The following is a 21,769-nucleotide window of genomic DNA, read 5'->3' on the forward strand; positions in this document are numbered from 1 at the left end:
TTCGCATGCAAACGGCGCTTAGCCTTGTTTTAGCATCAGTGAGCGATTAGTTTAATTTTGATTTTCTGATGTAAGCGATCAGGTTTTGTTATGGCTAATATTACCTTGAAACAGTTGCGATATGCGGTCGCGGTGGCCGAGCATGGTCATTTTGGACATGCGGCCGCCGCATCCGCGATCTCGCAGCCCGCTTTGTCCATGCAAATTCAAGCCTTAGAGGATGGTTTGGGTCTGGCCCTGTTCGAACGCGCCGCCCGCCATGTGCGACCCACCCCGTTTGGGGTTGGGTTCTTGGCGCGTGCGCAGCGGATATTGGCCGAGGTTGACGATTTGGGCGATAGCGCGCGTGCGGCGCGCGGTGATGATTTGGGCCGCCTTCGTCTTGGTGTGATCCCCACCATTGCGCCATATCTTTTGCCCCGTGTGGTGGGCTTGATGGGGCAGTATTACCCGCAGGCCAATTTGGCGTTGCGTGAAACGATCACCCCGCGCTTGATCTCGGAATTGTCCGAAGGGCGGTTGGACGCGGCGATTGTGGCCCTGCCCATATCTGAGCCCAGCTTTGAGGAGGTGGAGGTGTTTCAAGAAGATTTCATTCTTGTGCGCCCGCCCGAAGATGCGGGCAAGCCTGTGCCCGATGCCAATTCCCTGCGGGAAATGAAACTGCTTTTGTTGGAGGAGGGGCATTGCTTCCGCGACCAAGCCCTGTCTTTTTGCGCGCTTGGCGCAAATACCCCGCGCGAGGTGATGAATGGCTCATCACTGTCAACGCTTGTGCAGATGGTGGGGGCGGGGATTGGCGTGACGCTTATCCCTGAAATGGCTGTGCCTGTTGAGACGCGCTCTGCGAGCGTGGCCTTGGCGCGGTTTCGCACCCCTGCGCCTGCGCGCAAAATCGGGGTTATTTGGCGGCGCACAAGCCCGCTTTCCAATCAGTTGCGCAAATTGGCCAATGTGGTGCGCGAGGCGGCAGAAACGGGCGCGTCCGAGGCCATGACAGGCGGGCTTATGCCCAAAATCGCGTAACCAAAAAGAAAAAGGCGGGCCAAAGCCCACCTTTTCCAATCCAAACTGGATGAGGCTTATGCCTTAGACCAGCGTGATATTTACAGCGCTTTCGCGGCCATCACGGCCTTTTTCCAGCTCGTAAGTCACTTTCTGGTTGTCGTTGAGGCCTTTGAGGCCAGAACGCTCAACGCCAGAGATGTGAACGAATACGTCTTTGCCGCCTTCATCAGGTGCGATGAAGCCGAAACCTTTGGTTGCATTGAACCATTTCACGGTGCCATTGGCCATTTCCGTGTCTCCTGTCATTATGCTGCCCACACCATGTGGCAGCTTGGCAATCGTCATGCGAGATAGGCTGCACTGTTGCCTTTAAAGAGGGACAGAAGAGCGATATCAGATAACTAGCCCTGCCCGTGTCGCATGAAATGGGCTTCGCGTAAAGATAAATCGTTGGGGGCAAAAGATGCTGTTCAAATTGTTCATATCGGCTGCAACGCTTTTTGGCATCGTAATTTTTGCGGCGGTGGCCTGTCGCGTGATGCCAATGGATGCCATGCGCTATCATATTCGCCCCGCTTTGGCTGTGCCGCCATCAACCCCCAATTTCGCCCTAATGGTGGAGGATGAGGCCTTGGTGTTGCCGCGCAATCTGCCGGATGTGGCGGCAGATGTCGCGCTGAAGGCCGCCAGCGATGGCGCCGTTCTGTTGGCAGGCCGACCAGAGGATGGTTTTGTCACCTATGTCTATCGCAGCCGTTTGATGGGTTTTCCTGACGCGCTCAGCCTAACGCTTGATCCCACCGATGAGGGTGGGACGCGGGTTCAGATCTTCTCGCGGTCGCGCTTTGGTTATAGCGATTTGGGGGTGAATGCGGCACGCGTGGCCGATTGGGTCGCTGCGTTGCAGGCCGCGCGCTGATCAATCAGGCTTGACGCGCCCGCGCCGCTTCGCCAAACCCTGCCTATGTTGCCAGTAGAACCCCTTCGCCAAATTGTCGAGCGCTTCGAGTATCTCGAGGCGCAATTAAACGCAGGCCCCGCCGCTGATGCGATTGCCGCAATCAGTCGCGAATATGCGCAGCTGAAACCTGTGGTCACGCAGATTGACGAATATCAGCAGATCAAATCTGACCTTCAGGGGGCCGAGGCGATGTTGGCCGATCCTGAGATGCGCGCCTTGGCCGAAGAAGAATTGGCACGGCTCAAAATCGCGCTGCTTGAGGTTGAATATGCCTTGCGCATTGCGCTTTTGCCCAAAGATGCGGCCGATGCCCGCCCTGCCATTCTTGAAATTCGTCCAGGAACTGGCGGCGATGAGGCGGCCCTTTTTGCGGGCGATTTGCTGCGGATGTATCAACGCTACGCCGAGGCGCGGGGGTGGCAATTTGAATTGATCGAGCAGCAGCTCTCCGAGCTTGGCGGTGTGCGTGAAGTGACCGCACGGATCGTGGGCGAGGGTGTTTTTGCACGAATGAAATACGAGTCTGGCGTTCATCGCGTGCAGCGGGTGCCAGAAACGGAATCAGGCGGGCGTATCCATACATCCGCCGCGACTGTGGCTGTTCTGCCCGAAGCCGAAGATGTTGATATCGATATCCCCGCAACCGATATCCGTATTGATACAATGCGCGCCTCAGGCGCGGGTGGTCAGCATGTGAACACCACAGACAGCGCCGTGCGCATCACCCATTTGCCCACGGGGATCATTGTCACCTCATCGGAGAAGTCACAACACCGCAACCGCGAGATCGCAATGCAGGTCTTGCGCGCGCGGCTTTATGATCTGGAACGGCAAAGGGCCGATGATGCCCGCGCCGCTTCGCGCAAAAGTCAGGTGGGAACGGGCGATCGTTCCGAGCGTATCCGCACCTATAATTTCCCCCAAGGGCGCATGACAGATCATCGGATCAATCTGACCTTGTATAAGTTGGATCAGGTCTTGTCGGGTGATTTGGAAGAGATCATTGACGCGCTGACCGCCCATGATCAAGCCGCCCTGTTGGCTGAGATGGACGGGTGAGCGCGCGCTATCGGGATCTTTACGCCGCCGCGCGCGCGCGTTTGTCTTTGCGCTTGCCCCAAGATGAGGCTGAGTGCGATGCACGCCTTTTATTGGCGCATGCAGCAGGCCTGTCAGCGGCGGGGTTGTCAGCCTGTCTCAATGATCTGGCCGCTCAAAATCACATCACTGATTTTGAGGCAGTGGTGGAGGCCCGCCTTGCTGGACAATCTGTGGCCCATATCATTGGGAAATCTGCATTCATGGGATTGGATTTCGTGGTTGGGGCGGGGGATTTGGCCCCGCGGCCTGACACGGAAACCTTGGTAGAGGCCGCACTCTCGCATGGCTTTACGCGCTTTCTTGATCTGGGCACAGGCACGGGGGTGATTGCAATCAGCCTGCTTGCCGCGCGGCCAGAGGCGCAAGGGGTTGCAACCGATTTGGACGAGGGTGCCTTGGCCCGCGCGCGACAAAATGCAAAGACCCATGGCGTGGCGGGGCGGTTGCAGTTCTTAACGGGCCCATGGTTTGCGGCGCTGCCAGAGCCCGCGATGTTTGATCTGATCCTATCCAATCCGCCCTATATTGATCAGGCAACTTATGCAGGTCTACCCGAAGAGCTGCGCGTGCATGAGCGCGCTGCTGCGCTGACCGATTGTCATGATGGGCTGAGCGCATATCGCGTGATCGCTGCGCAGGCAGGCGCCTATCTTGCGCGCGATGGGGGGGTCATGGTCGAAATCGGCTATGATCAAGGCGAAACGGTGCCGCAAATCTTTGCTCAAGCAGGGTTTCGGTCTGTGCGCGTCATCCATGACTTGGCAGGCAAGCCGCGTGTTGTGGTGGCGCAAGCGATGCGTTCCTAGGCGAAAAAGCTGATAATTTCGCCGTTTTTGTAACTTTCCGCTTGTAAGCGCCCCTCAGCCATGGCAAGCGGACAGCACGGGAGAGGAATTATTAAGACGTTCCCCCGAAATAACAGCCACGATATTCTGGACAAAGACACAGATTGCACAGGCTGATCGTGGATATTGGCACGGACTTGGCATTAGGCCGCCTGACACCCTGCCGTGGATGGCTTCAACACTGGACTATATAAGAACAATGAGATCATCAAAGAACCGCTCGCGGTCAAAGGGCAATCGCAACCGCTCTGTTGGCAATATCATCAATCGGGTGTTTGACAGCTCTGGCCCAGAGGGCAAGGTGCGCGGCACACCGCAGCAGATCATCGACAAATATCAGCAATTGGCCCGTGATGCGCAGTTGAGCAATGACCGCGTGGCCGCTGAGAATTTCTTGCAGCACTCCGAGCATTATTCCCGCCTCCTAAGCGAGGCGCAGCGCGAGATGGACGCGCGCCGCGAAGAGCAGCAAAGCCATAATGGCGGCCAGAATGGCCATGATCGCCGTGGGTATTCGAACGAGGACGAGGCCGAGACTTCGCAGGATGCAGGCCAAGAGGTCACGCCCAGTGAGACGGATGGTTTGGCGATTGCCGCCGATGGCGATGGGGAAGAGGCCAGCACCTTGGTCGACACGCCCGAAAGCAAACCTAGCGCGAAACGCGCGCCGCGTGGCCCCCGCCGCCCGCGCAAATCTGACGAGGCAGGCAGCGATGCCGCCCCAATGGTTGCAGCCCCAAGCGAGGCCCAAGGCGAATAATCGCGCGTGACCTTGTTGCATGACATTGCCCCCGTGCCATCCTTGGTGCGGGGGTTTTTCTTGCCTTAATCGGCCGCGACAGCGCGGGCGAGGGCGCAAAACCCCTCAAGGCTGACTGTTTCTGCGCGGTCAGTCGGGCGCAGCCCTGCGGCCAAGATGCGATCCTCAATATCTGGGCAAAGCCCCTTCAGCGCGGCGCGCAGCATTTTGCGGCGTTGATTAAAGGCTTTAGCAACCACGCGCTCCAGCACCTTTTGATCAGAGGGAAATTTCGGTGCCTCAAGTGCTGTTAAATGCACCACCGCAGAGCTAACCTTTGGGGGTGGGGTGAAGGCCTCGGGTGGCAGGTTCAGCGCAATCCGCGCCTCACAGCGCCATTGCGCCAAGACGGCCAAGCGGCCATAGGCCTTGCTGCCCTCGCGCGCCACAATACGTTCGGCCACTTCGCGTTGGAACATCAAGGTTAGGCTTGACCATTGTGGTGGCCAGACAGGCGGGATCAGCCAGCGGATGAGCAATTCGGTGCCCACATTATAGGGCAGATTGGCGATAATACGGATCGGCGGTTTCAGATGCGCCGCCCAATCCACGGCCAAAGCATCGTCATTGAGAACGCTCAGGCGCTCAGGATAGGCGGCGGCGATTTCTGCCAACGCAGGAAGGCAACGCGCGTCTTTTTCAATCGCCACCACGCGCCGCGCCCCTTCGGCCAAAAGGCCACGGGTCAAACCACCAGGGCCAGGGCCGATTTCCAGAACATCACATTCGCTTAAATCCCCCGCGATGCGGGCGATTTTTGCGGTCAGGTTCAGATCAAGCAGGAAATTCTGCCCCAAGGATTTCTTGGCGCGCAGATCATGGGTTGCGATTACCTCGCGCAGGGGGGGGAGGGTATCAATCATGCCGCGCGCGCCTGTGCCATTTGATCCGCCATGCGCAACGCGGCGACCAAGCTTGTGGCATCTGCGCAGCCCGTGCCCGCGATGTCAAAGGCCGTGCCATGATCGGGCGAGGTGCGGATAAAGGGCAGGCCAAGCGTCACATTCACCCCCCCTGAGAAATCAAGCGTCTTGATCGGGATCAGCGCCTGATCATGATAGGCGCAGATGGCCACATCATACCGCGCGCGCGCCGCAGGGTGGAACATCGTATCTGCGGAGAGCGGCCCCGCGATCTGATAACCTTCGCCGCGCAACCCCTCCAGACAGGGGATCATCCATGCGATTTCCTCGCGCCCCATGGCGCCATTTTCGCCCGCATGGGGGTTGAGGCCCGCCACGGCAAAACGTGGGGACTGCAGACCGAAATCACGCTGCATTGTGTCCGAGGTCACGCGGATCACATCGCGCAATAGATCGGGGGTAAAAGTCGCAGGAACCGCGCTGAGGGGGATGTGGATGGTGGCAGGCACAACGCGTAATTCTGCGCAGGCCAACATCATCACTACCTTCACCCCGCCCGCCAAGGCCGCGAGATATTCCGTATGGCCTGGATAGGCAAAACCTGCGCCTTGTTGCAGGGCGTGTTTATGGATGGGCAGGGTGCAAATTGCGCGCGCTGCACCCGATTGGGCAAGCTCTACAGCCTCCGCGATTGCGTCAATGACGCCTTGCGCATGGGCTGCTTGGGGGTGGCCTGCCACACGGGCGGGGCCAAAGTCGCGGTGCAGAACTGGCAACCCATCGCCAAAGGCGGCAAAGGCGGCACTTGCCTGAGATATTTTGACAATAGGTGCGCCATGCCCGTTGAAATGATCCGCATCCCCAATGACAAAAAAAGGAACCGCCCCCCGCAATTCATGCCACGCTTTTGCGGCAATCTCGGGGCCAATCCCCGCAGGCTCCCCACAGCTGAGCGCAATGGGGCCGGTCGTGCCCGCACCCATGGGATCAGTCCAAATCACGGATGATGGCGTCCGCCCGCAATTCCTCAAGATAGCCAGAAGCATAAGCCTCAAGGCGCTGCGAGAACAAGGCTTGGCGAATTTCCTCGCGCGCGCCATCTTCAAGCTCGACTGTGCGATTGCACAGCCAAACCATCAGAAGGTCGGCGCCATTGTTGCGGCGCAGGGCGGTCGAGCTTTCATTCGGGTCAAGCTTAGCAAGCTCTGCCGCAATATCTGCGGGCAGTTCGGCGCGCGGGGCGCTGATCCGTTCAAACTGACCTTCTAGGGTGCCATAAAGATCATCGCAGCGGTCATTTTGCGCGGCGATCTCAGCGGCGCGCGCGGTGGCATCTGGCCCTGAAAGCAGAATGGTCGCGTAATCATAACTGCTCGGCGTTGGGAATTGATATCCTGCCTCTTCAAAGCCCAGCATTTGAAAAATCCCAATCCCAGGCCCCAAAGGGACGGGTTCGGTGACATCACCAACATCCAAGGTGATCAACATGGCACTCAGGCCTTGGGGCAGGGATGACAGGGGACGCCAATCCAACGCACCGCCATCCACCGCGGTAGGGGCGGCTGAACGGGCGCGGGCGGCATCGGCAAAAGCCGTCAGATTTCCGTCCACATCTTCGGCAATCGTCAGCAATTCAGCGCGCAGCGTGTCTATATCGTTGCCTTCAATCGGCAGGATCAATTCCGCCAAACGAATTTGCGCCCCGCCCTCGCTGGAGCCAAGCGCAAGTGCGCGGTCAATCTCGGCCTCAGAGACTTGGGCGCGTGCCCCAAACCGACTGCGCAATATCTCGCGCCATAAAAGGCCTGCATTGATAAAATCGCGCAGGGTCTCATAGGCGACCCCCTCGTTCTCAAGCGCATCAATCAACCCTCGGCCGTCCAAATTTGCACGGGCGGCAAATTCGTCAATTCCGATCATCAACTGGTCTTGGGTGATTGTGATCCCCGCTGCTTGGGCGGCGGCCATTTGCAGGCGTTCCTCTACCAAAACATCGCGCGCGCGGGCCTGTAGGTCACCTGGTGCATTCAAGATGCCCAAAAATGTGGCGCGTTGATCCACCTCATATTGGGTGATCACGGTATCATTAACCGCAATTACAGGCGTGAAATCGAGCGATTGCGCGCGCATTTGTGCAGGGGCAAGCGCCAAGGCGCATCCCATGATCACACCAAAACACAGGTTGCGCGCGGCGCGCGCGCCCAAGAATTTACCCAAGATTGGGGAAGATACGTGATGTGAACTCATCTTGTCCTTCTTCGGTCACTCTTGCGAGGGGCGGCGTGAGAGCGCCCGTTTTATATTTGTGCCAAGCTTACAAGAGGCGGGCAAGCGAAGCGAGGGGAAATTCATGCCCCCCGCATGTATTGGGCCGATCCATCACTGTCTTAGCCATCTTCCATATGCAAAATCACCCCAAGCGCCAAAAGCGACCCCGCAAGGGGCGGTGTCCATGCAACGGTAAAGGCGGAAAGCTGACCATTCTCACCCAAAACTTGGGCAAAGCTGCGCAGAAAATAGAGGCCAAAACCCAACAAAATCGCGGCGAGCACCAAAGGCCCCGTGCGGCCAAAACGGGTGTGACGCATCGTAAGGCTTGCACCGATCAAGACCATGCTCATCAGCATCAAGGGGTTTGCCAACTGCATCTGGAACCAGACCCGATGCGACAGGCCCGCAAATCCCGCCTCCTGCAACTGCGTAATGAAATCGGGAAGGGCGTAAATCGAGATATTGCTCGGATCCCCAAAGGAATCGAGAATTTGTTCCCGCGTCAGCGTTGAAGGAACGGCATAGCTTTCAAAACTTTCTGCACTGGCCTCGGGGTTGGTTTGGGTTAAGTCCCAGATCTTGGCGCGGGTAAGATCCCATGATTGCAGTCCAAGGCGCGCTTCATCGGCGTCAATGCGCTGTTCAATGCGGCCAAATGTATCGAAATTATAAAAGGTGACGTCAAATAACTGCGTGCCATCACTATTGGCGCGCAGCGCGTTGATGACGGTTTGCTGATCGCGCGTGCCTTGGCGTAGCCAAAGCCCTTCTTGCGTGATGGCCAATGTGCGTTCCTGTGCGCCACGCACCTGCGCCAACTTACGCTCATGCGCGATCTGTGTGTCGGCCACGATTGGGTTGATCACCAAAAGACCGATGATCCCGATGAGGGCGGCCACGCCAATTGGGGCCATTGTGGCCCGCAAAGCAGAGCGCCCCGATGCCCGCACCACTACCAATTCTGAACTGCGTGCCAGAGACAGGAAAAAGACCAAGGTCGCCAGCATGACAACCAGCGGAAAGAGGGAATAAAGCGCTGACGGCATATTGAGCAGCGCAAGCGTGAGCGCATCGCCCAAATCCCCGCCGTTGAGCGCGATTTTTCGCATCTGTTCGGTCAAATCCACTACCATGTGGATCACCGTAAAGATCGCCAACACGGTGAGGAAGTTTTTGAAATAACGCTGCGCGAGGTAAAGTTGCAGGATCATGCGCCGCCCTCAACCAGATCAGGCTGCCGCATCGGGCGCCAATGCGCGGTTTTATATACGGCCAACAGCACCGCCCCGAACACCACGGCGCAGAGCAGTGGCTGCACATAGGCCAATGGTGCCAAATGCGGCGCGTTGATCACCTGAGCGCTCAAAAGGTTCTTGCTCATCTGCAACGGGATCACCAGCCCTACGGCCAGCATGATCTGCGCCCATAACCCAAGCCGCGAAAAATTGCGCAGCATCAGGCAACTGGCCGCAATCAAAGCCACAAAAAACGTGAACATCGCCTGCGCGAAACGATAATGCAGTTCCCATTTGATACGATCAAGGGGAATGCCCGCGCGGTTGGCAAGATCTTGATCCGCCGCAATCAGCGCAGGCGTGGACATCGCGCGCTCGTTCTCGGGCAGAACTTCGCCCTCTTCGTCACTGCCTGATGCAGTCGGGCTTTGTACCTGTGTGATATCATAGTTCAATCGCTCAAAGCTGAGATTGCTCAGGCGGTTTGTGACCCGATCCAAGGTGATACTGCGCCCTGATACCAAGATCATCCGCGCGTTTTCCGCATCGCGCAAAAGATACCCGCGATCCGCGCGATAGGTCACTTCGCGGGTCTCGCTTCGCCGATCATGGATAAACAGACCCTGCAACTCACCTTCGGGTGAAATATCGCTGATGTAAATCGTGATGCCCGAGATCGGGGATTGGAACACGCCCGCGCGCAGCAACTGAGCGACCAGATCATTGCCCAAAATGTTTGATCTTTCGCGAAATTGTGCTTCGGCCTGTGGGGCCAAACCATTACTGAGGCCCGCAACCAAGAACGCCATAATCGCACCGAAATAGAAAACCGGCCGTAACAGGCGCAGCGGCGAGATGCCGGCGGTCTGCAAAATCACCAATTCACTATCGGTGATCAGGCGGTTGAACACATAAAGGGTCGCCACAAACCCCGCCACAGGCAGCACCATCATGATAATCGGCGGCAGCGCCAATGTGGTCAGTTCTAGGAAGGCCAAAATGGTTTGGCCGTCCGAGATCAATTGATCGAACAAATCAACCCCTTGGTTGATCCAATAGACGGACACCAAAATAAGCGCGAAGAAGCCAAAGAAACTGAGGCACATGAGCAAGATATAACGATCATATCGTGTCAAATTCGCAGCCTTTGTAAATTTGGCCCCATATCTTTGGGGTGCAAGCGGGCCTGATTGCCCACAAGTTCTTTTGGTTTTGGGGGTTTTTGGGGCTTAATGCAAGGCTTCCGCGCGACGGGCACGGGTTCGTGCAATCGTCCATCTGGTCAAGCCGCTGTTTGCGCCCTAGTGTTGCCGTTAAATGACGCATTCAACCAATGTGAGGATTTTCATGACCCGTCCATCCGCGACACAGTTTTGCGAAATTGATCTTGATGCGCTTAAAGGGCTATCGGGAAAGATTGCCTGTTTGGCCACGCCAGAGGGTGGTTTGGATGCAGCGGGGCGGCGGTTGAACCGCCTGAGCAAAGGCGCAGTGGATCGGGCGCTTGGCAGCCCTGCATGGGAGGGATTAAACGCGGGCGATGTGATGGTCTTGGCCTATCCCGCGGGCATGTCAGCAGAGGCCGTGTTGCTCCTCAAAACAGAGCGCCGCGTCACCGCACAAGCGGCACGCCGCGCGGGCGCTAAATTGCGGGTCGCGGCGGGCAAATCAGAGTTGCATGTATGTGCGGGCAATTTCGCACGCAGCGCGGATTTGGCACTTGGGGTGGTCTTGCGGGGCTATGAATTTGGCGATCACAAATCCAAAACCCCGGAAAGCTATGGCAGCGTCACGCTCTATTGCAGCAAACCTGATGAGATTGCCGCGAAGGCCGCGCCGCTTTTGGCGGTGGCGGAAGGGGTGTTTTTCACCCGTGATCTGGTCAACGCCCCTGCCAATGTTCTGACGACCACCAGTTTTGCCGAACAGCTCAGCGATTTGGCCGCGCTCGGCGTCAAGGTTGAGGTTCTTGATGAACCCGCGCTCGAAAAATTGGGAATGCGCGCCCTTTTGGGGGTTGGGCAAGGCTCGGAAAGCCCGTCCAAGGTTGTGGTGATGGAATGGATGGGCGCAGGTGATGCGCAGCCCTTTGCCCTCGTGGGCAAGGGGGTTGTGTTTGACACAGGCGGCATCAGCCTAAAACCCGCCGCAGGCATGGAAGATATGACCATGGATATGGGCGGCGCAGGTGTTGTTGCAGGGGTGATGAAAGGCCTTGCATTACGCAAGGCGCGCGCCAACGTGGTTGGTCTGGTTGGCTTGGTTGAAAACATGCCCGATGGTCGCGCGCAGCGTCCTGGCGATGTTGTGGTCTCAATGAAAGGGGACACAATCGAGGTTATCAATACCGATGCCGAAGGGCGCCTCGTTCTGGCGGATGTGCTGTGGTATGCCCAAGAACGCTTTGCCCCACGCGCGATGATAAATTTGGCCACGCTGACAGGCGCAATTATCATTGGTCTGGGCCATGACAATGCAGGCGTTTTTGCAAATGATGATGCGCTTTGCGCAGCCTTCCTAAAGGCCGCGAAAGCCGAAGATGAAGGCGCATGGCCGATGCCATTGGATGACAGCTATGATGACCTGATCAAAAGCCGCATAGCCGATATTAAAAACACAGGCGGGCGGCCTGCGGGCTCGATCACAGCGGCCAAATTCCTGCAGCGTTTTGTCAAGAAAGGCATGCCTTGGATTCACCTCGATATTGCGGGCGTTGCTTCGATTGCAAAGGACAGCAAATACGCCCCTGCAGGGGCAACAGGTTGGGGCGTTTTGGCACTGGATCGGTTGATCCAAGATATGTTTGACGAAGGCTGATGTCCGAACTGTGGTTCTACCATTTGACCCGCTCGCGGCTTGAGCAAGTTTTGCCCATGCTGATTGAGCGCGCTTTGGCGCAAGGGTGGCGCGTGGCCTTGCGCGCGCCCGATGCGCAAAGCGTGGCGCGGATGGATGACCTTTTGTGGGCCGCGCATCCGCCCGAGCGTTTTCTGCCCCACGGGGTTGAGGGCGGGGCGGATGCCGAGCTTCAACCCATTCTCATTGGCACAGGCGATCTGCGCGCCAATCGCCCCGATTATCTGGTGGCGATCGGCGGGGCCACGATCACACCTGAGGACTGCGCAGGCCTGACCCGCGCTGTTTTGGTTTTTGACGGCCAAGATGAGGCATCCGTCATTCATGCGCGCAACCATTGGCGCAGTTTTGCCGAGGCGGGCCTGCGTCTTCAATATTGGTCGCAGGCCTCAGGTGCGTGGAAAATGGAAAGCGAACATCCACAACCTTCGACAAAAGATTGATGTTTCGATGAAAAACCAAATTGCTTTGACGAATTATTAGGACTCCATCCTCTAGAATCCTCGTCACCTTGGGCCATGATTGCGCGCCCATCAGTCGTTGAGGAGAGCGTCTGGCCCATGGTTGCCTATGAATTTGATCAACATCTGCCCGAATTCAATTTGGTCGGGGACGACCTAAGCCTATTGGCCAATGTGGGCACGCTTATTGTGCCCGAGATTGATGCCGTTCTCTCGGAATTCTACGCCCATGCCTTGAACGATGCCGATTTGGCCAAATATTTCAAAACAGAGGCTTCGGTTGATCATGCGCGCATCGCGCCAAAGGCGCATTGGATCAATCTGTTTTCTGGGCGTTTTGATGTGGATTATTTCGCCTCGGTGCGGCGCGTGGGGGCGATCCATGCCAAGATTGATCTGCCCCTTTTTGCCTATGTTTCCACCTATTTCAAGGCAACGGGACGGTTGCTTGAGGCGCTGACGCACAAGGCGCAAGTGCCGCCAAAACGGTTTCGGGTCGCCCGCAGCGCAATCTTCCGCCTTTCGGCCACGCCCATGCCGCGGGTCAGCGCGACAAAGAGCGGCGCCAAACCGATGGGATCAATAATGACAAAAAGCGCCACAAAAACGGGGATGAGGGTTGCGAATTCCATGCCCTATCCCTGACCTTTGAGGGGGCAAAGGTCAAATGAAATCGGGGGAGGGGGCTATTCTTGCAACGCCGCGTCAAGCCGCGCCTGTGCTGCGACCCAAAGCGCCTCAGCGCGCGCTAAACCTTCTTCGACTTCAGTGAACTTCGCCTGCCATTGCGCCAATTCAGATGCTGTGGCTGCCTCATAGAGCGCAGGATCAGCCAGTTTTACCGAGAGTTTCTCATGAATCTCCATAATCTTTTCGACCCGCGCTTCGGCACGGCGCAATTCGGCGCGTATCTCTTTGATTTCATCATGGCTTGGGCGGGGCGCAGTTGGAGCGGGCTTGTCTTTGCTGGGTTTGTCTGGCCGCGCCCCCAAGAGGGTGGCGCGATAACTGTCCAAATCGCCCTCATAGGGGGCAACCCGCCCGTTTGCGACCAGCAACAACCGATCGGCCACTAGCCCCAAAAGGTGCATATCATGGCTGACCAAGATCACCGCCCCCGAATAGGCCGAAAGCGCCTCGACCAAGGCCTCGCGGCTTTCGATATCCAGGTGGTTGGTCGGCTCGTCCAAGATGAGCATATGCGGCGCGTCCAAAGTCGCGAGCAACAAGGATAAGCGCGCCTTTTGCCCGCCCGATAATTGGCCAACTTTGGTTTCGGCCTGCGCCGCCGCCAGACCAAACCCCGCAAGTCGTGCGCGGTGGCGCGTTGGCGCCTCCTCGGGGCGCGCGCGTCGCAGGTGGTCAAGCGGGGTTTCGTCCAAATTCAATTCGTCAACCTGATGCTGCGCGAAATACCCGACCCGCAACTTGGAGGAGGCGGTGACACTGCCTGCCATTGCCGCCAATTTGCCTGCAATCAATTTGGACAGGGTCGATTTGCCCTCGCCGTTGCGCCCAAGCAGAGCGATGCGATCATCTTGGTCAATGCGCAAATCCAGCTTTGACAGCACTGCACGCCCCTCATAGCCAACACTTGCCCCGTCCAGCCGCAAAATAGGCGGCGAGAGCGTCTCAGGTTCGGGGAAGGTGAAGACGGTGCGGGCCGCGTCTTCGGGCGCGCGGATGGGTTCCATCCGTTCCAGCATCTTAAGCCGCGCCTGTGCCTGCTTTGCTTTCGAGGCTTTGGCGCGGAAGCGATCCACGAAACTCTGCAAATGCGCGCGCCGCGCCTCTTGTTTTTTGGCTTCTGCCGATTGCAGCGCCCGCTGCGCCGTGCGGGTTTTGATGAAATCATCATAGCCGCCCGTGTAAAGGGTCAATTTTTGATCGCTTACATGCAAGATATGCCCCACCGCGCGATTGAGCAGTCCGCGATCATGGCTGATGACAAGGACAGTGTGCGGATATTTGGCCAGATAGGCCTCAAGCCAGAGCGCCCCCTCAAGATCGAGATAGTTGGTGGGTTCGTCCAAGAGCAGGAAATCAGGTTGTGAGAACAGAACGGCGGCCAAGGCCACGCGCATCCGCCACCCGCCCGAAAAATCGGAACAGGGGCGGGCGGTTTCCGCATCGGTAAAGCCCAAACCCCGCAGGATCGTGGCGGCGCGCGCCTCGGCCGACCAAGCATCAATATCGGCAAGCCGTGTTTGCACCTCGGCCATGCGTTCGCCCTTTGCGGTTTCCGCCTCGGCCATGAGGGCGGCGCGCTCTGTATCAGCGGCCAAGACAGTGTTGAGCAGCGACACCGCGCTGCCAGGCACTTCTTGGCTGACGCCGCCGATGCGCGCGCGCGCGGGGATCTCAATCCCCCCCCCATCAAGCGATAATTCCCCCTTGATCAGGCGAAACAGCGTGGTCTTGCCCGCGCCATTGCGCCCGACAATGCCCACCTTATGCCCCGTGGGGATGGTCGCGCTGGCCCCATCAAACAGGGGACGACCCGCCATAGAAAAAGAGAGATCAGATATGCGCAACATGCGCGGCTCATGCACGGCTTGGCGCGTGCTGTCAATCGCGGCTTCCCTATTCTGATCCCTCATGTTATGGCCGCGCCAAATTCACCTTCACATGGAGAGATCAATGGCCGTGCAACGCACATTTTCCATCATTAAACCCGATGCAACCAAGCGTAACTTGACGGGTGCAATCAACGCAAAGATCGAAGCAGCGGGCCTGCGCATCATCGCGCAAAAGCGCATTCACCTGACCCCCGCGCAGGCAGGCGTGTTCTATGCCGTGCATAAAGAGCGCCCTTTCTACGGCGAGCTGTGCGAATTCATGGCGTCTGAGCCCGTTGTCGTGCAGGTTCTGGAAGGCGAAAACGCGATTGCGAAATATCGCGAAGTCATGGGCGCCACTGATCCTGCCGAAGCGGCAGACGGCACAATCCGCAAAGATTTCGCGCTGTCTAAGGGCGAAAACTCCGTTCACGGGTCAGATGCCCCTGAAACTGCCGCGGAAGAGATTGCCTATTTCTTTGCAGGCTTGGAATTGGTCGGCTAAGCCGATCACCATAGTCCCTGAATGAGGGCCGCATAGCCAATCGGCTGTGCGGCTTTTATTTTGCGCGCAAGCCGAGAATATCCATTTGGCGTTCAAATTCGCTGCGGTCTGGATCGTGGTGGTCATTGCAAATCTGATCAAAACGGCGTTGATGATTCCCATCACGCAGCGCGATCAATTGTGGCAATTTTGCCCTAAAAATCCCTGTCGCCATGCTTTCACTATGCTTCCAGAAATCAACGGCGGGCAAGCGCTCGCGGGCGGGGTGCCTGTAAGATATTGTTATATTTGGGTAATTGGCTCCGGCGGTAGGGATCGAACCTACGACCAATTGATTAACAGTCAACTGCTCTACCGCTGAGCTACGCCGGAACACGTTGGGCCGTATAGCAAGACGATTTTTGCGCGTCCAGTGCTTTGGGGCGAAAAAATCGTTCTTTGGATCAAATTCTGGAAAAACCTGCCTCGGCGCTGAGGGGGCTGTCTGGTTTTGCCTGATTTTCTTCAATCAATCCAATGAGATGCGCCAAAATGTTGCGCTCAGCCATCGGGTGTAGCAGGGGCTGAAGATCGGGGTAGATTTCCGCGCGCAGGCTGTTGAGACTGCGCGGGGTTGCTGTGAGGGCTGAAAGAATCTGGCCATGTCGCATCGCGCGATGGGCGCGCAACTCGGCACAGCGCGCGCGGGGGCTCTCAATCGCGGCCCCATGGGCGGGCAAAAGCCGCTTTGGCCCGCGCGCCTCGATCGCGGCGAGCGAGGTCAAATAGGCCCCCAAATGACCATCAGGCGGGGAAATCAAGGTGCTTGACCAATCCATGACGACATCGCCGCAAAATTCGACATCTTGCCATGCGACATTCATATGATTGCCCATATGGCCGGGGCTGTGATGGGCAGTGATGCGCCAGTCTTCTGTCTCGATCACGGCCCCATCGGGCAGGGCAATGTCGGGGATGAAGCCGTGATCGACCCCCTCGCCACCGCCCAGATCAGGCAGTGTGCTGCGCCCCATATCCCATGGGCCTGCCGCCAAAATGGGCGCCTGTGTCGCCGCGGCCAAGGGGCCGGCGAGGGCGCTGTGATCTAAATGCGCATGGGTGACAAAAATATGGGTGATCCGCCCGCCCTGCGGCACGGCTGCGAGGATCGCGGCCAGATGCTGATCTGATGCGGGCCCGGGGTCAATCACGGCGATAGAGGTTTCCCCCAGCATATAGGTCAATGTGCCCTCTGCCGTCATGGGCGAAGGGTTTGGGGCGCAGATGCTGCGCAAAAGTGAGCCATGCTCGGTCATCATCGGGCGTGTTTTTCCTTTGGCGCTTTGCGCGGGCCGCGGCTATAGATGGCCTATGTTTACGCGATTGATCAAGAAAATGCTGCCACGCAGCCTTTATGGGCGGGCTGCGCTGATCATGCTTGTGCCGATTTTGACGATCCAGCTTGTGGTTTCTGCGGCGTTTTTGCAGCGCCATTTTGACGGGGTGACGCGCCAGATGATGGAGGGGTTGGCGGTTGAGCTGCGCTTTATCATCCAAGAGATTGAGCGCGGTGGGATTTGGGCAGGTCGCAGTGTGGCCGCCCCGCTTGAGATCAGCCTTTTTGAGGGTGGGGGCAAGCCATTTGAGGGCGACGGACTGGAGGCGCGCGCCTTTTATGACCTATCGGGGCGCGGTGTGATTGAGGTTTTGCGCCGTGCGGTGCCTGAGGTGACATGGATTGATCTGATCACCGATGATCGCAAAGTGATGATCGGGCTGCGTCTTGCCGATGGCGCGCGCGTGGATGCCGAGATTGCACGGCGGCGTGTATCGGCCTCGAACCCGCATCAATTGTTGGTCTTGATGGTGTTTACGGGCATTTTGATGACCACTGTGGCGTTTCTCTTTCTGCGCAACCAACTGCGCCCCATTCGCCGCTTGGCGCGGGCGGCTGAGGATTTCGGCAAAGGCCGTATCGTGGATTACAGCCCCGCAGGGGCATTGGAGGTGCGCAGTGCGGGCCGCGCCTTCCTCGATATGCGCAATCGTATCGAAAACCAGATCGAGCAGCGCACCATGATGCTCTCAGGTGTCAGTCACGATTTGCGCACCCCGCTGACGCGGATGAAATTGGGTCTCAGTGTCATGGAGGAAAGCGAAGATGTGACGGCCCTGCGCCGTGATGTCGAGGAGATGGAAACCCTGCTCGAGGCGTTTCTTGATTTCGCCCGAGGCGATGCATTGGATGATTTGGCGGAATTGGATATTGATAAATTCCTGCGCGAGATTGTCTCGGATGCCACGCGGTCAGGGGCGCAGATCAGCTTTGCCCATTCTTCGAACAGTGGGATGCTTCAGGATTATACGGCCACATTCCGACCTGCGGCGCTGCGTCGTGCGCTTGGCAATTTGATTTCAAACGCGCAGCGATATGGCAGCGAGGCGCGTGTGACCTTGTCGCTTACGCCGCGTCAATGGCGCATTTCTGTGGAAGATGACGGGCCAGGCATCCCCGCAGATCAGCGCGAGGAGGCGATGCGCCCCTTCGTGCGGTTGGATGTGGCGCGAAACCAAAATCGCGGCTCGGGCGTTGGATTGGGTTTGGCGATTGCGCAAGATATCGCACGGCGGCATGGCGGGCGGCTGACTTTGGGGCAAAGCGCCGATCTGGGCGGATTAAAGGCAGACATTATTCTGCCGCGATAGCCGTGCTGGGGGGGAAATGGTAGGCCCGGCAGGACTTGAACCCGCAACCAAAGCGTTATGAGCGCTCTGCTCTAACCAATTGAGCTACAGGCCCCCGTAGGGCTTGGGTTACTGCGCCAATGCGAGGGGGTCAAGTATTGGATCACTCGCTTATGGACGAAGGCGGCGAAGATCGGTATCAGGGCGGAAAATCACGCCCCCTGAGGAAAGGCCCGATCAATGCCCGCAGATGCGCAAGCGCCCAAAAACAGTCTCACCTATGCCCAAGCGGGTGTTGATATTGATGCGGGCAATGCGCTTGTTGATCGGATCAAACCTGCCGCTGCCGCAACTGCGCGGGCGGGGACGATGTCTGGACTGGGCGGTTTTGGGGCTTTGTTTGATCTCAAGGCCGCAGGATATCATGACCCGATTTTGGTCGCCGCCACCGATGGGGTTGGCACCAAGCTGCGCATCGCGATTGATACGGACGCGGTGGACACCATCGGCATTGATCTGGTGGCGATGTGCGTGAATGATCTGGTCTGCCAAGGGGCGGAGCCTTTGTTCTTCCTTGACTATTTTGCCTCGGGCAAATTGGCGGTGGATCAGGCTGCGCGGATCATCGAAGGGATTGCCGAGGGCTGTGCGCAATCGGGCTGTGCTTTGGTTGGGGGGGAAACCGCCGAAATGCCTGGTATGTATGACGCAGGCGATTTCGACCTTGCGGGCTTTGCCGTTGGCGCGATGGAGCGTGGCGCAAGCCTGCCTGCCAATGTCACGGCGGGCGATGTGATCCTTGGCTTGGCCTCCGATGGGGTGCATTCAAACGGCTATTCTTTGGTGCGCCGCATTGTTGATGTGTCGGGTCTGTCATGGTCTGACCCCGCGCCCTTCGCCCCTGAGACAAGCCTTGGCGCCGCGCTTTTGGTACCAACACGGCTGTATGTGGAGCCTATTCTTGAGGCGATCCGCGCAGGCGGGGTGCATGGGTTGGCCCATATCACGGGCGGTGGTTTGACCGAGAACCTGCCCCGTGTCCTGCCTCAGGGGCTTGGCGCGCGGATTGACTTGGGCGCTTGGGGTCTGCCACCCGTGTTCCAGTGGTTGGCCGAAACAGGCGGGATAGAGACGCGCGAGATGCTCAAGACCTTTAACGCAGGGATTGGGATGTGCGTGGTAGTCGATGCGGCTGAGGCCGATGCCATTGCGCGGCTCTTGGTGGCTGCGGGTGAAACCGTGACACGGCTTGGCGTGGTTGAGGCGGGCTCTGGCGTGACCTATGAGGGCGCGCTTTCGTGAAACGGGTCGCTATCCTGATTTCAGGGGGCGGTTCCAATATGGTGGAACTGCTCAAGTCAATGACGGGGGATCACCCTGCGCGGGCCTGTGTGGTTTTGTCGAATATCCCTGATGCGGGCGGTCTGGCCAAGGCAGAGGCTGCAGGCGTGCCAACAGTGGTGGTGGATCACAAACCTTTTGGGGCTGATCGCGCGGCCTTTGAGGCTGAGATGGCCAAGGCGCTTGACCAATATCAGCCTGATATCATCGCGCTTGCGGGTTTTATGCGGGTTTTGACGGCTGAATTTGTGGCCCGCTATCAGGGGCGGATGCTGAATATTCATCCCTCGCTATTGCCCAAATATCGCGGCCTGCATACCCATGCCCGCGCGATTGAGGCAGGGGATGACATCGCAGGCTGTACAGTGCATGAGGTGACCGCGGATTTGGATGATGGCCCGATCTTGGGGCAGGCACGCGTCCCAGTGGTGGCGGGGGATGCGCCCGAAACCTTGGCCGCGCGGGTTTTGGTGCAGGAGCATCGCCTTTACCCTGCCGTATTACGCCGCTTTGCTGCGGGGGATCGCCGCCCGCTGATCTTTGAGGATGCTGAGCCCTGATCTAGAGGGGGGCTTTCCTTTTCCTGCGTCTTTTCGTAAACCCGTGTATCGCGGAAAAATTGAAGAAGTAACGCCCTTGCCGAAGACGCTGACAACCACATCCGAATTGGCCGAATTTTGCGAGGCCGCCGCACTGCACCCTTATGTGACCGTTGACACCGAATTCCTGCGCGAGCGCACCTATTACGCGCAGCTGTGTCTTGTTCAATTGGCGATGCCGGGCACGGATGACAGTGGCGCGGTTTTGGTTGACCCGCTGGCCGAAGGCATGTCGCTTGAGCCGCTTTATGAGCTGTTCCGCAATCCTGATGTGGTCAAGGTGTTCCATGCTGCGCGGCAGGATCTCGAGATCTTTCATGTCGAGGGCGGGCTCGTGCCTGCGCCACTCTTTGATACGCAAGTGGCCGCAATGGTCTGCGGATTTGGCGATCAAGTGGGATATGAAACTTTGGTGCGCAAAATTGCCAAGGCCGCGCTTGATAAATCCTCACGCTTTACCGATTGGTCGCGGCGTCCTCTATCGGATGCGCAAAAAACCTATGCCTTGGCCGATGTCACGCATCTGCGCCAGATTTATGAATATCTGTCCGCGCAACTGGCCCGATCTGGGCGCAGTGCATGGATGGAGGAAGAATTGGCGCAGCTGACCAATGCGGACAGCTATATCGTAAATCCAGATCACGCGTGGATGCGGATCAAAATGCGCTCAAGCTCGGGAAGGCTTTTGGCGGTTGTGCGCGAATTGGCCACATTCCGCGAGGCCTATGCGCAGGAACGTAACATCCCGCGCTCGCGCGTCTTCAAGGATGATGCCTTGATGGAATTGGCCTCGACCAAGCCGCGCTCTTTGGCGGATTTGTCGAAATCGCGCCTATTGCTGCGCGAGGCGCGGCGGGGCGATATTGCGGAAGGTATTATTGCGGCGGTCAATCGCGGCATGGACACGCCGCCCGAAAAATTCCCCAAATTGCCAAATGGGCCAGATCGCAGCGACCTTAACCCTGCCTTGGCGGATTTGCTGCGTGTCTTGCTCAAGGCCAAGGCCGATGAGGCGGGCGTTGCACAAAAGCTGATCGCGTCCAGCGCGGATTTGGACAATATCGCTTCTGGCCATTTGGATGGCCTGTGGTGCAAAGGTTGGCGCGGCAAGGTCTTTGGCGAGGATGCATTGCGCCTTGTTCAAGGCGATGTGGGCCTTGGTGTCAAAGGCAGCAAAGTGGTTTTGTTCGAACTTTAACGCGACACTGTGCGGCGATTATTGGCCCCTTGCACGCTGATCCGTGTGACACCGCGCAGTTCATTCGCGCTGCGGAACGTGCCGACCAGAATTTCGCGAGTGCGCGGCGCACCTTCTGCCGTGTCATCCCGCGGGGGAACCACGCGGAATTCGAACAGCATTAGCCCGTCCTCATTGGAAATCTCGACCAGTTCGGCCTCCCAATAGCCTTGACGTTCTGCGCGTCCTACGGCGCGGATGATGGCGCCGCCGTCAACCTGATCCGCTTCAAGCGAGATGACATCTGCGACAAGCGGGCGTGGATCGACAAATTCCTCGACCTGCACAACCTCAATCCGTTGCTCTTGGCGGTCATTTCCGAACCAGTTGAAGGGGTTCAGCCGCGTGGAACAGCCCGTAAGCCCCAAGATCATCGCAGCAAAAATGGCAGTGCGCAGCATATTGGCCCCTCTTGGCAAAGCATCACCCTTTGAGTGCTACCCTATCAGGGCGGTTTTGAAAAGC

The 21,769-nt window shown here is 57.9% G+C and carries 21 protein-coding genes, 2 tRNA genes and 2 pseudogenes; 13 read left to right on the forward strand and 12 right to left on the reverse strand.

Going from position 1 to position 21,769, the window contains the following annotated elements; translation table 11 throughout:
- Positions 1–90: 90 nt before the first annotated feature.
- Positions 91–1,026, forward strand: a complete 936-nt coding sequence (locus AAC637_RS00530) for a hydrogen peroxide-inducible genes activator (RefSeq protein WP_340301853.1) — start codon at positions 91–93, stop codon at positions 1,024–1,026.
- Between the two features lie 63 nt (positions 1,027–1,089).
- On the opposite strand, the gene AAC637_RS00535 is transcribed toward AAC637_RS00530, so the two are convergent.
- Entirely contained in the window at positions 1,090–1,296 is a 207-nt protein-coding gene (locus tag AAC637_RS00535; protein ID WP_317655813.1) for a cold-shock protein, read from the reverse strand.
- Between the two features lie 175 nt (positions 1,297–1,471).
- Between AAC637_RS00535 and AAC637_RS00540 the strand changes: the two genes are divergently transcribed.
- The 4 genes from AAC637_RS00540 (at position 1,472) to AAC637_RS00555 (ending at position 4,675) form a co-directional block, all read left to right on the forward strand.
- The gene (locus AAC637_RS00540; RefSeq protein WP_340301854.1) at positions 1,472–1,927 is read left to right on the forward strand and encodes a DUF1499 domain-containing protein; all 456 of its coding nucleotides are present in this window, start codon (positions 1,472–1,474) and stop codon (positions 1,925–1,927) included.
- Between the two features lie 45 nt (positions 1,928–1,972).
- Complete coding sequence (prfA, locus tag AAC637_RS00545) at positions 1,973–3,028, forward strand: peptide chain release factor 1 (RefSeq protein WP_340301855.1); 1,056 nt, start codon at positions 1,973–1,975, stop codon at positions 3,026–3,028.
- A complete protein-coding gene (prmC, locus tag AAC637_RS00550; RefSeq protein WP_340301856.1) occupies positions 3,025–3,876 on the forward strand; it encodes a peptide chain release factor N(5)-glutamine methyltransferase in 852 nt (283 codons plus the stop codon). Before prfA ends, prmC begins: the two co-directional genes overlap by 4 nt.
- Positions 3,877–4,114: 238 nt before the next feature.
- Entirely contained in the window at positions 4,115–4,675 is a 561-nt protein-coding gene (locus AAC637_RS00555) for a DUF4167 domain-containing protein (RefSeq protein ID WP_340301857.1), read from the forward strand.
- A gap of 65 nt (positions 4,676–4,740) precedes the next feature.
- Here the strand turns inward: AAC637_RS00555 and rsmA are convergent, their stop codons facing one another.
- The 5 genes from rsmA to lptF form a co-directional block, all read right to left on the reverse strand.
- Complete coding sequence (rsmA, locus tag AAC637_RS00560) at positions 4,741–5,577, reverse strand: 16S rRNA (adenine(1518)-N(6)/adenine(1519)-N(6))-dimethyltransferase RsmA (protein WP_340301858.1); 837 nt, start codon at positions 5,575–5,577, stop codon at positions 4,741–4,743.
- Complete coding sequence (gene pdxA / locus AAC637_RS00565) at positions 5,574–6,560, reverse strand: 4-hydroxythreonine-4-phosphate dehydrogenase PdxA (protein WP_340301859.1); 987 nt, start codon at positions 6,558–6,560, stop codon at positions 5,574–5,576. Before pdxA ends, rsmA begins: the two co-directional genes overlap by 4 nt.
- Before the next feature lie 4 nt (positions 6,561–6,564).
- A complete protein-coding gene (locus AAC637_RS00570; protein WP_340301860.1) occupies positions 6,565–7,824 on the reverse strand; it encodes a peptidylprolyl isomerase in 1,260 nt (419 codons plus the stop codon).
- Positions 7,825–7,964: 140 nt separating this feature from the next.
- On the reverse strand, positions 7,965–9,059 hold the full coding sequence (gene lptG, locus AAC637_RS00575) for an LPS export ABC transporter permease LptG (RefSeq protein ID WP_340301861.1): 1,095 nt from the start codon (positions 9,057–9,059) through the stop codon (positions 7,965–7,967).
- Positions 9,056–10,219 carry an LPS export ABC transporter permease LptF gene (gene lptF, locus AAC637_RS00580; RefSeq protein ID WP_340301862.1) on the reverse strand — a complete coding sequence of 388 codons (1,164 nt, stop codon included), beginning with the start codon at positions 10,217–10,219 and terminating at the stop codon, positions 9,056–9,058. The genes lptG and lptF overlap by 4 nt, the downstream gene beginning before the upstream one ends.
- Before the next feature lie 211 nt (positions 10,220–10,430).
- Here lptF and AAC637_RS00585 point away from each other — a divergent pair, with 211 nt between their 5' ends.
- The 3 genes and pseudogenes from AAC637_RS00585 to AAC637_RS00595 form a co-directional block, all read left to right on the forward strand.
- The gene (locus AAC637_RS00585; protein WP_340301863.1) at positions 10,431–11,900 is read left to right on the forward strand and encodes a leucyl aminopeptidase; all 1,470 of its coding nucleotides are present in this window, start codon (positions 10,431–10,433) and stop codon (positions 11,898–11,900) included.
- Positions 11,900–12,382 carry a DNA polymerase III subunit chi gene (locus tag AAC637_RS00590; RefSeq protein ID WP_340301864.1) on the forward strand — a complete coding sequence of 161 codons (483 nt, stop codon included), beginning with the start codon at positions 11,900–11,902 and terminating at the stop codon, positions 12,380–12,382. The genes AAC637_RS00585 and AAC637_RS00590 overlap by 1 nt, the downstream gene beginning before the upstream one ends.
- Positions 12,383–12,499: 117 nt before the next feature.
- A pseudogene (locus AAC637_RS00595) lies at positions 12,500–12,862 on the forward strand (protoglobin domain-containing protein); the annotation flags it as partial.
- A gap of 35 nt (positions 12,863–12,897) precedes the next feature.
- Here AAC637_RS00595 and AAC637_RS00600 read toward each other — a convergent pair.
- Positions 12,898–13,032 (reverse strand): annotated as a pseudogene (locus AAC637_RS00600) (MarC family protein); the annotation flags it as partial.
- A 54-nt stretch (positions 13,033–13,086) separates the two neighbouring features.
- A complete protein-coding gene (locus AAC637_RS00605; protein WP_340303110.1) occupies positions 13,087–14,937 on the reverse strand; it encodes an ABC-F family ATP-binding cassette domain-containing protein in 1,851 nt (616 codons plus the stop codon).
- 103 nt (positions 14,938–15,040) lie between these two features.
- On the opposite strand from AAC637_RS00605, the gene ndk reads away from it, so the two are divergent.
- Positions 15,041–15,463: a nucleoside-diphosphate kinase gene (gene ndk / locus AAC637_RS00610; protein WP_213675270.1), complete on the forward strand. Its 423-nt coding sequence runs from the start codon at positions 15,041–15,043 to the stop codon at positions 15,461–15,463.
- A gap of 297 nt (positions 15,464–15,760) precedes the next feature.
- Here the strand turns inward: ndk and AAC637_RS00615 are convergent.
- Both AAC637_RS00615 and AAC637_RS00620 read right to left on the reverse strand, forming a co-directional pair.
- Positions 15,761–15,835 (reverse strand) — tRNA-Asn (locus AAC637_RS00615).
- A 71-nt stretch (positions 15,836–15,906) separates the two neighbouring features.
- Positions 15,907–16,761 (reverse strand): MBL fold metallo-hydrolase, encoded by an 855-nt coding sequence (locus AAC637_RS00620; RefSeq protein WP_340301865.1) that lies wholly within the window; start codon positions 16,759–16,761, stop codon positions 15,907–15,909.
- A 52-nt stretch (positions 16,762–16,813) separates the two neighbouring features.
- Between AAC637_RS00620 and AAC637_RS00625 the strand changes: the two genes are divergently transcribed.
- On the forward strand, positions 16,814–18,148 hold the full coding sequence (locus tag AAC637_RS00625; protein ID WP_340301866.1) for an ATP-binding protein: 1,335 nt from the start codon (positions 16,814–16,816) through the stop codon (positions 18,146–18,148).
- Positions 18,149–18,165: 17 nt separating this feature from the next.
- Here AAC637_RS00625 and AAC637_RS00630 read toward each other — a convergent pair.
- A tRNA-Ile gene (locus tag AAC637_RS00630) sits at positions 18,166–18,242 on the reverse strand.
- Between the two features lie 125 nt (positions 18,243–18,367).
- Here AAC637_RS00630 and purM point away from each other — a divergent pair.
- The 3 genes from purM to rnd are packed head-to-tail and all read left to right on the forward strand — an operon-like array spanning position 18,368 to position 21,265.
- Positions 18,368–19,429 carry a phosphoribosylformylglycinamidine cyclo-ligase gene (gene purM / locus AAC637_RS00635; RefSeq protein ID WP_340301867.1) on the forward strand — a complete coding sequence of 354 codons (1,062 nt, stop codon included), beginning with the start codon at positions 18,368–18,370 and terminating at the stop codon, positions 19,427–19,429.
- Entirely contained in the window at positions 19,426–20,028 is a 603-nt protein-coding gene (purN, locus tag AAC637_RS00640; protein ID WP_340301868.1) for a phosphoribosylglycinamide formyltransferase, read from the forward strand. Before purM ends, purN begins: the two co-directional genes overlap by 4 nt.
- A 43-nt stretch (positions 20,029–20,071) precedes the next feature.
- Positions 20,072–21,265: a ribonuclease D gene (rnd, locus tag AAC637_RS00645; protein ID WP_340301869.1), complete on the forward strand. Its 1,194-nt coding sequence runs from the start codon at positions 20,072–20,074 to the stop codon at positions 21,263–21,265.
- Here rnd and AAC637_RS00650 read toward each other — a convergent pair.
- Positions 21,262–21,705, reverse strand: coding sequence for a hypothetical protein (locus AAC637_RS00650; protein ID WP_340301870.1), 444 nt, complete (start codon positions 21,703–21,705; stop codon positions 21,262–21,264). The two genes, rnd and AAC637_RS00650, sit on opposite strands and share 4 nt — an antisense overlap.
- Between the last annotated feature and the right edge of the window lie 64 nt (positions 21,706–21,769).

The sequence above is a fragment of the Roseobacter sp. HKCCD7870 genome (assembly GCF_037830315.1).
In the GTDB taxonomy this organism is placed as follows: domain Bacteria; phylum Pseudomonadota; class Alphaproteobacteria; order Rhodobacterales; family Rhodobacteraceae; genus M30B80.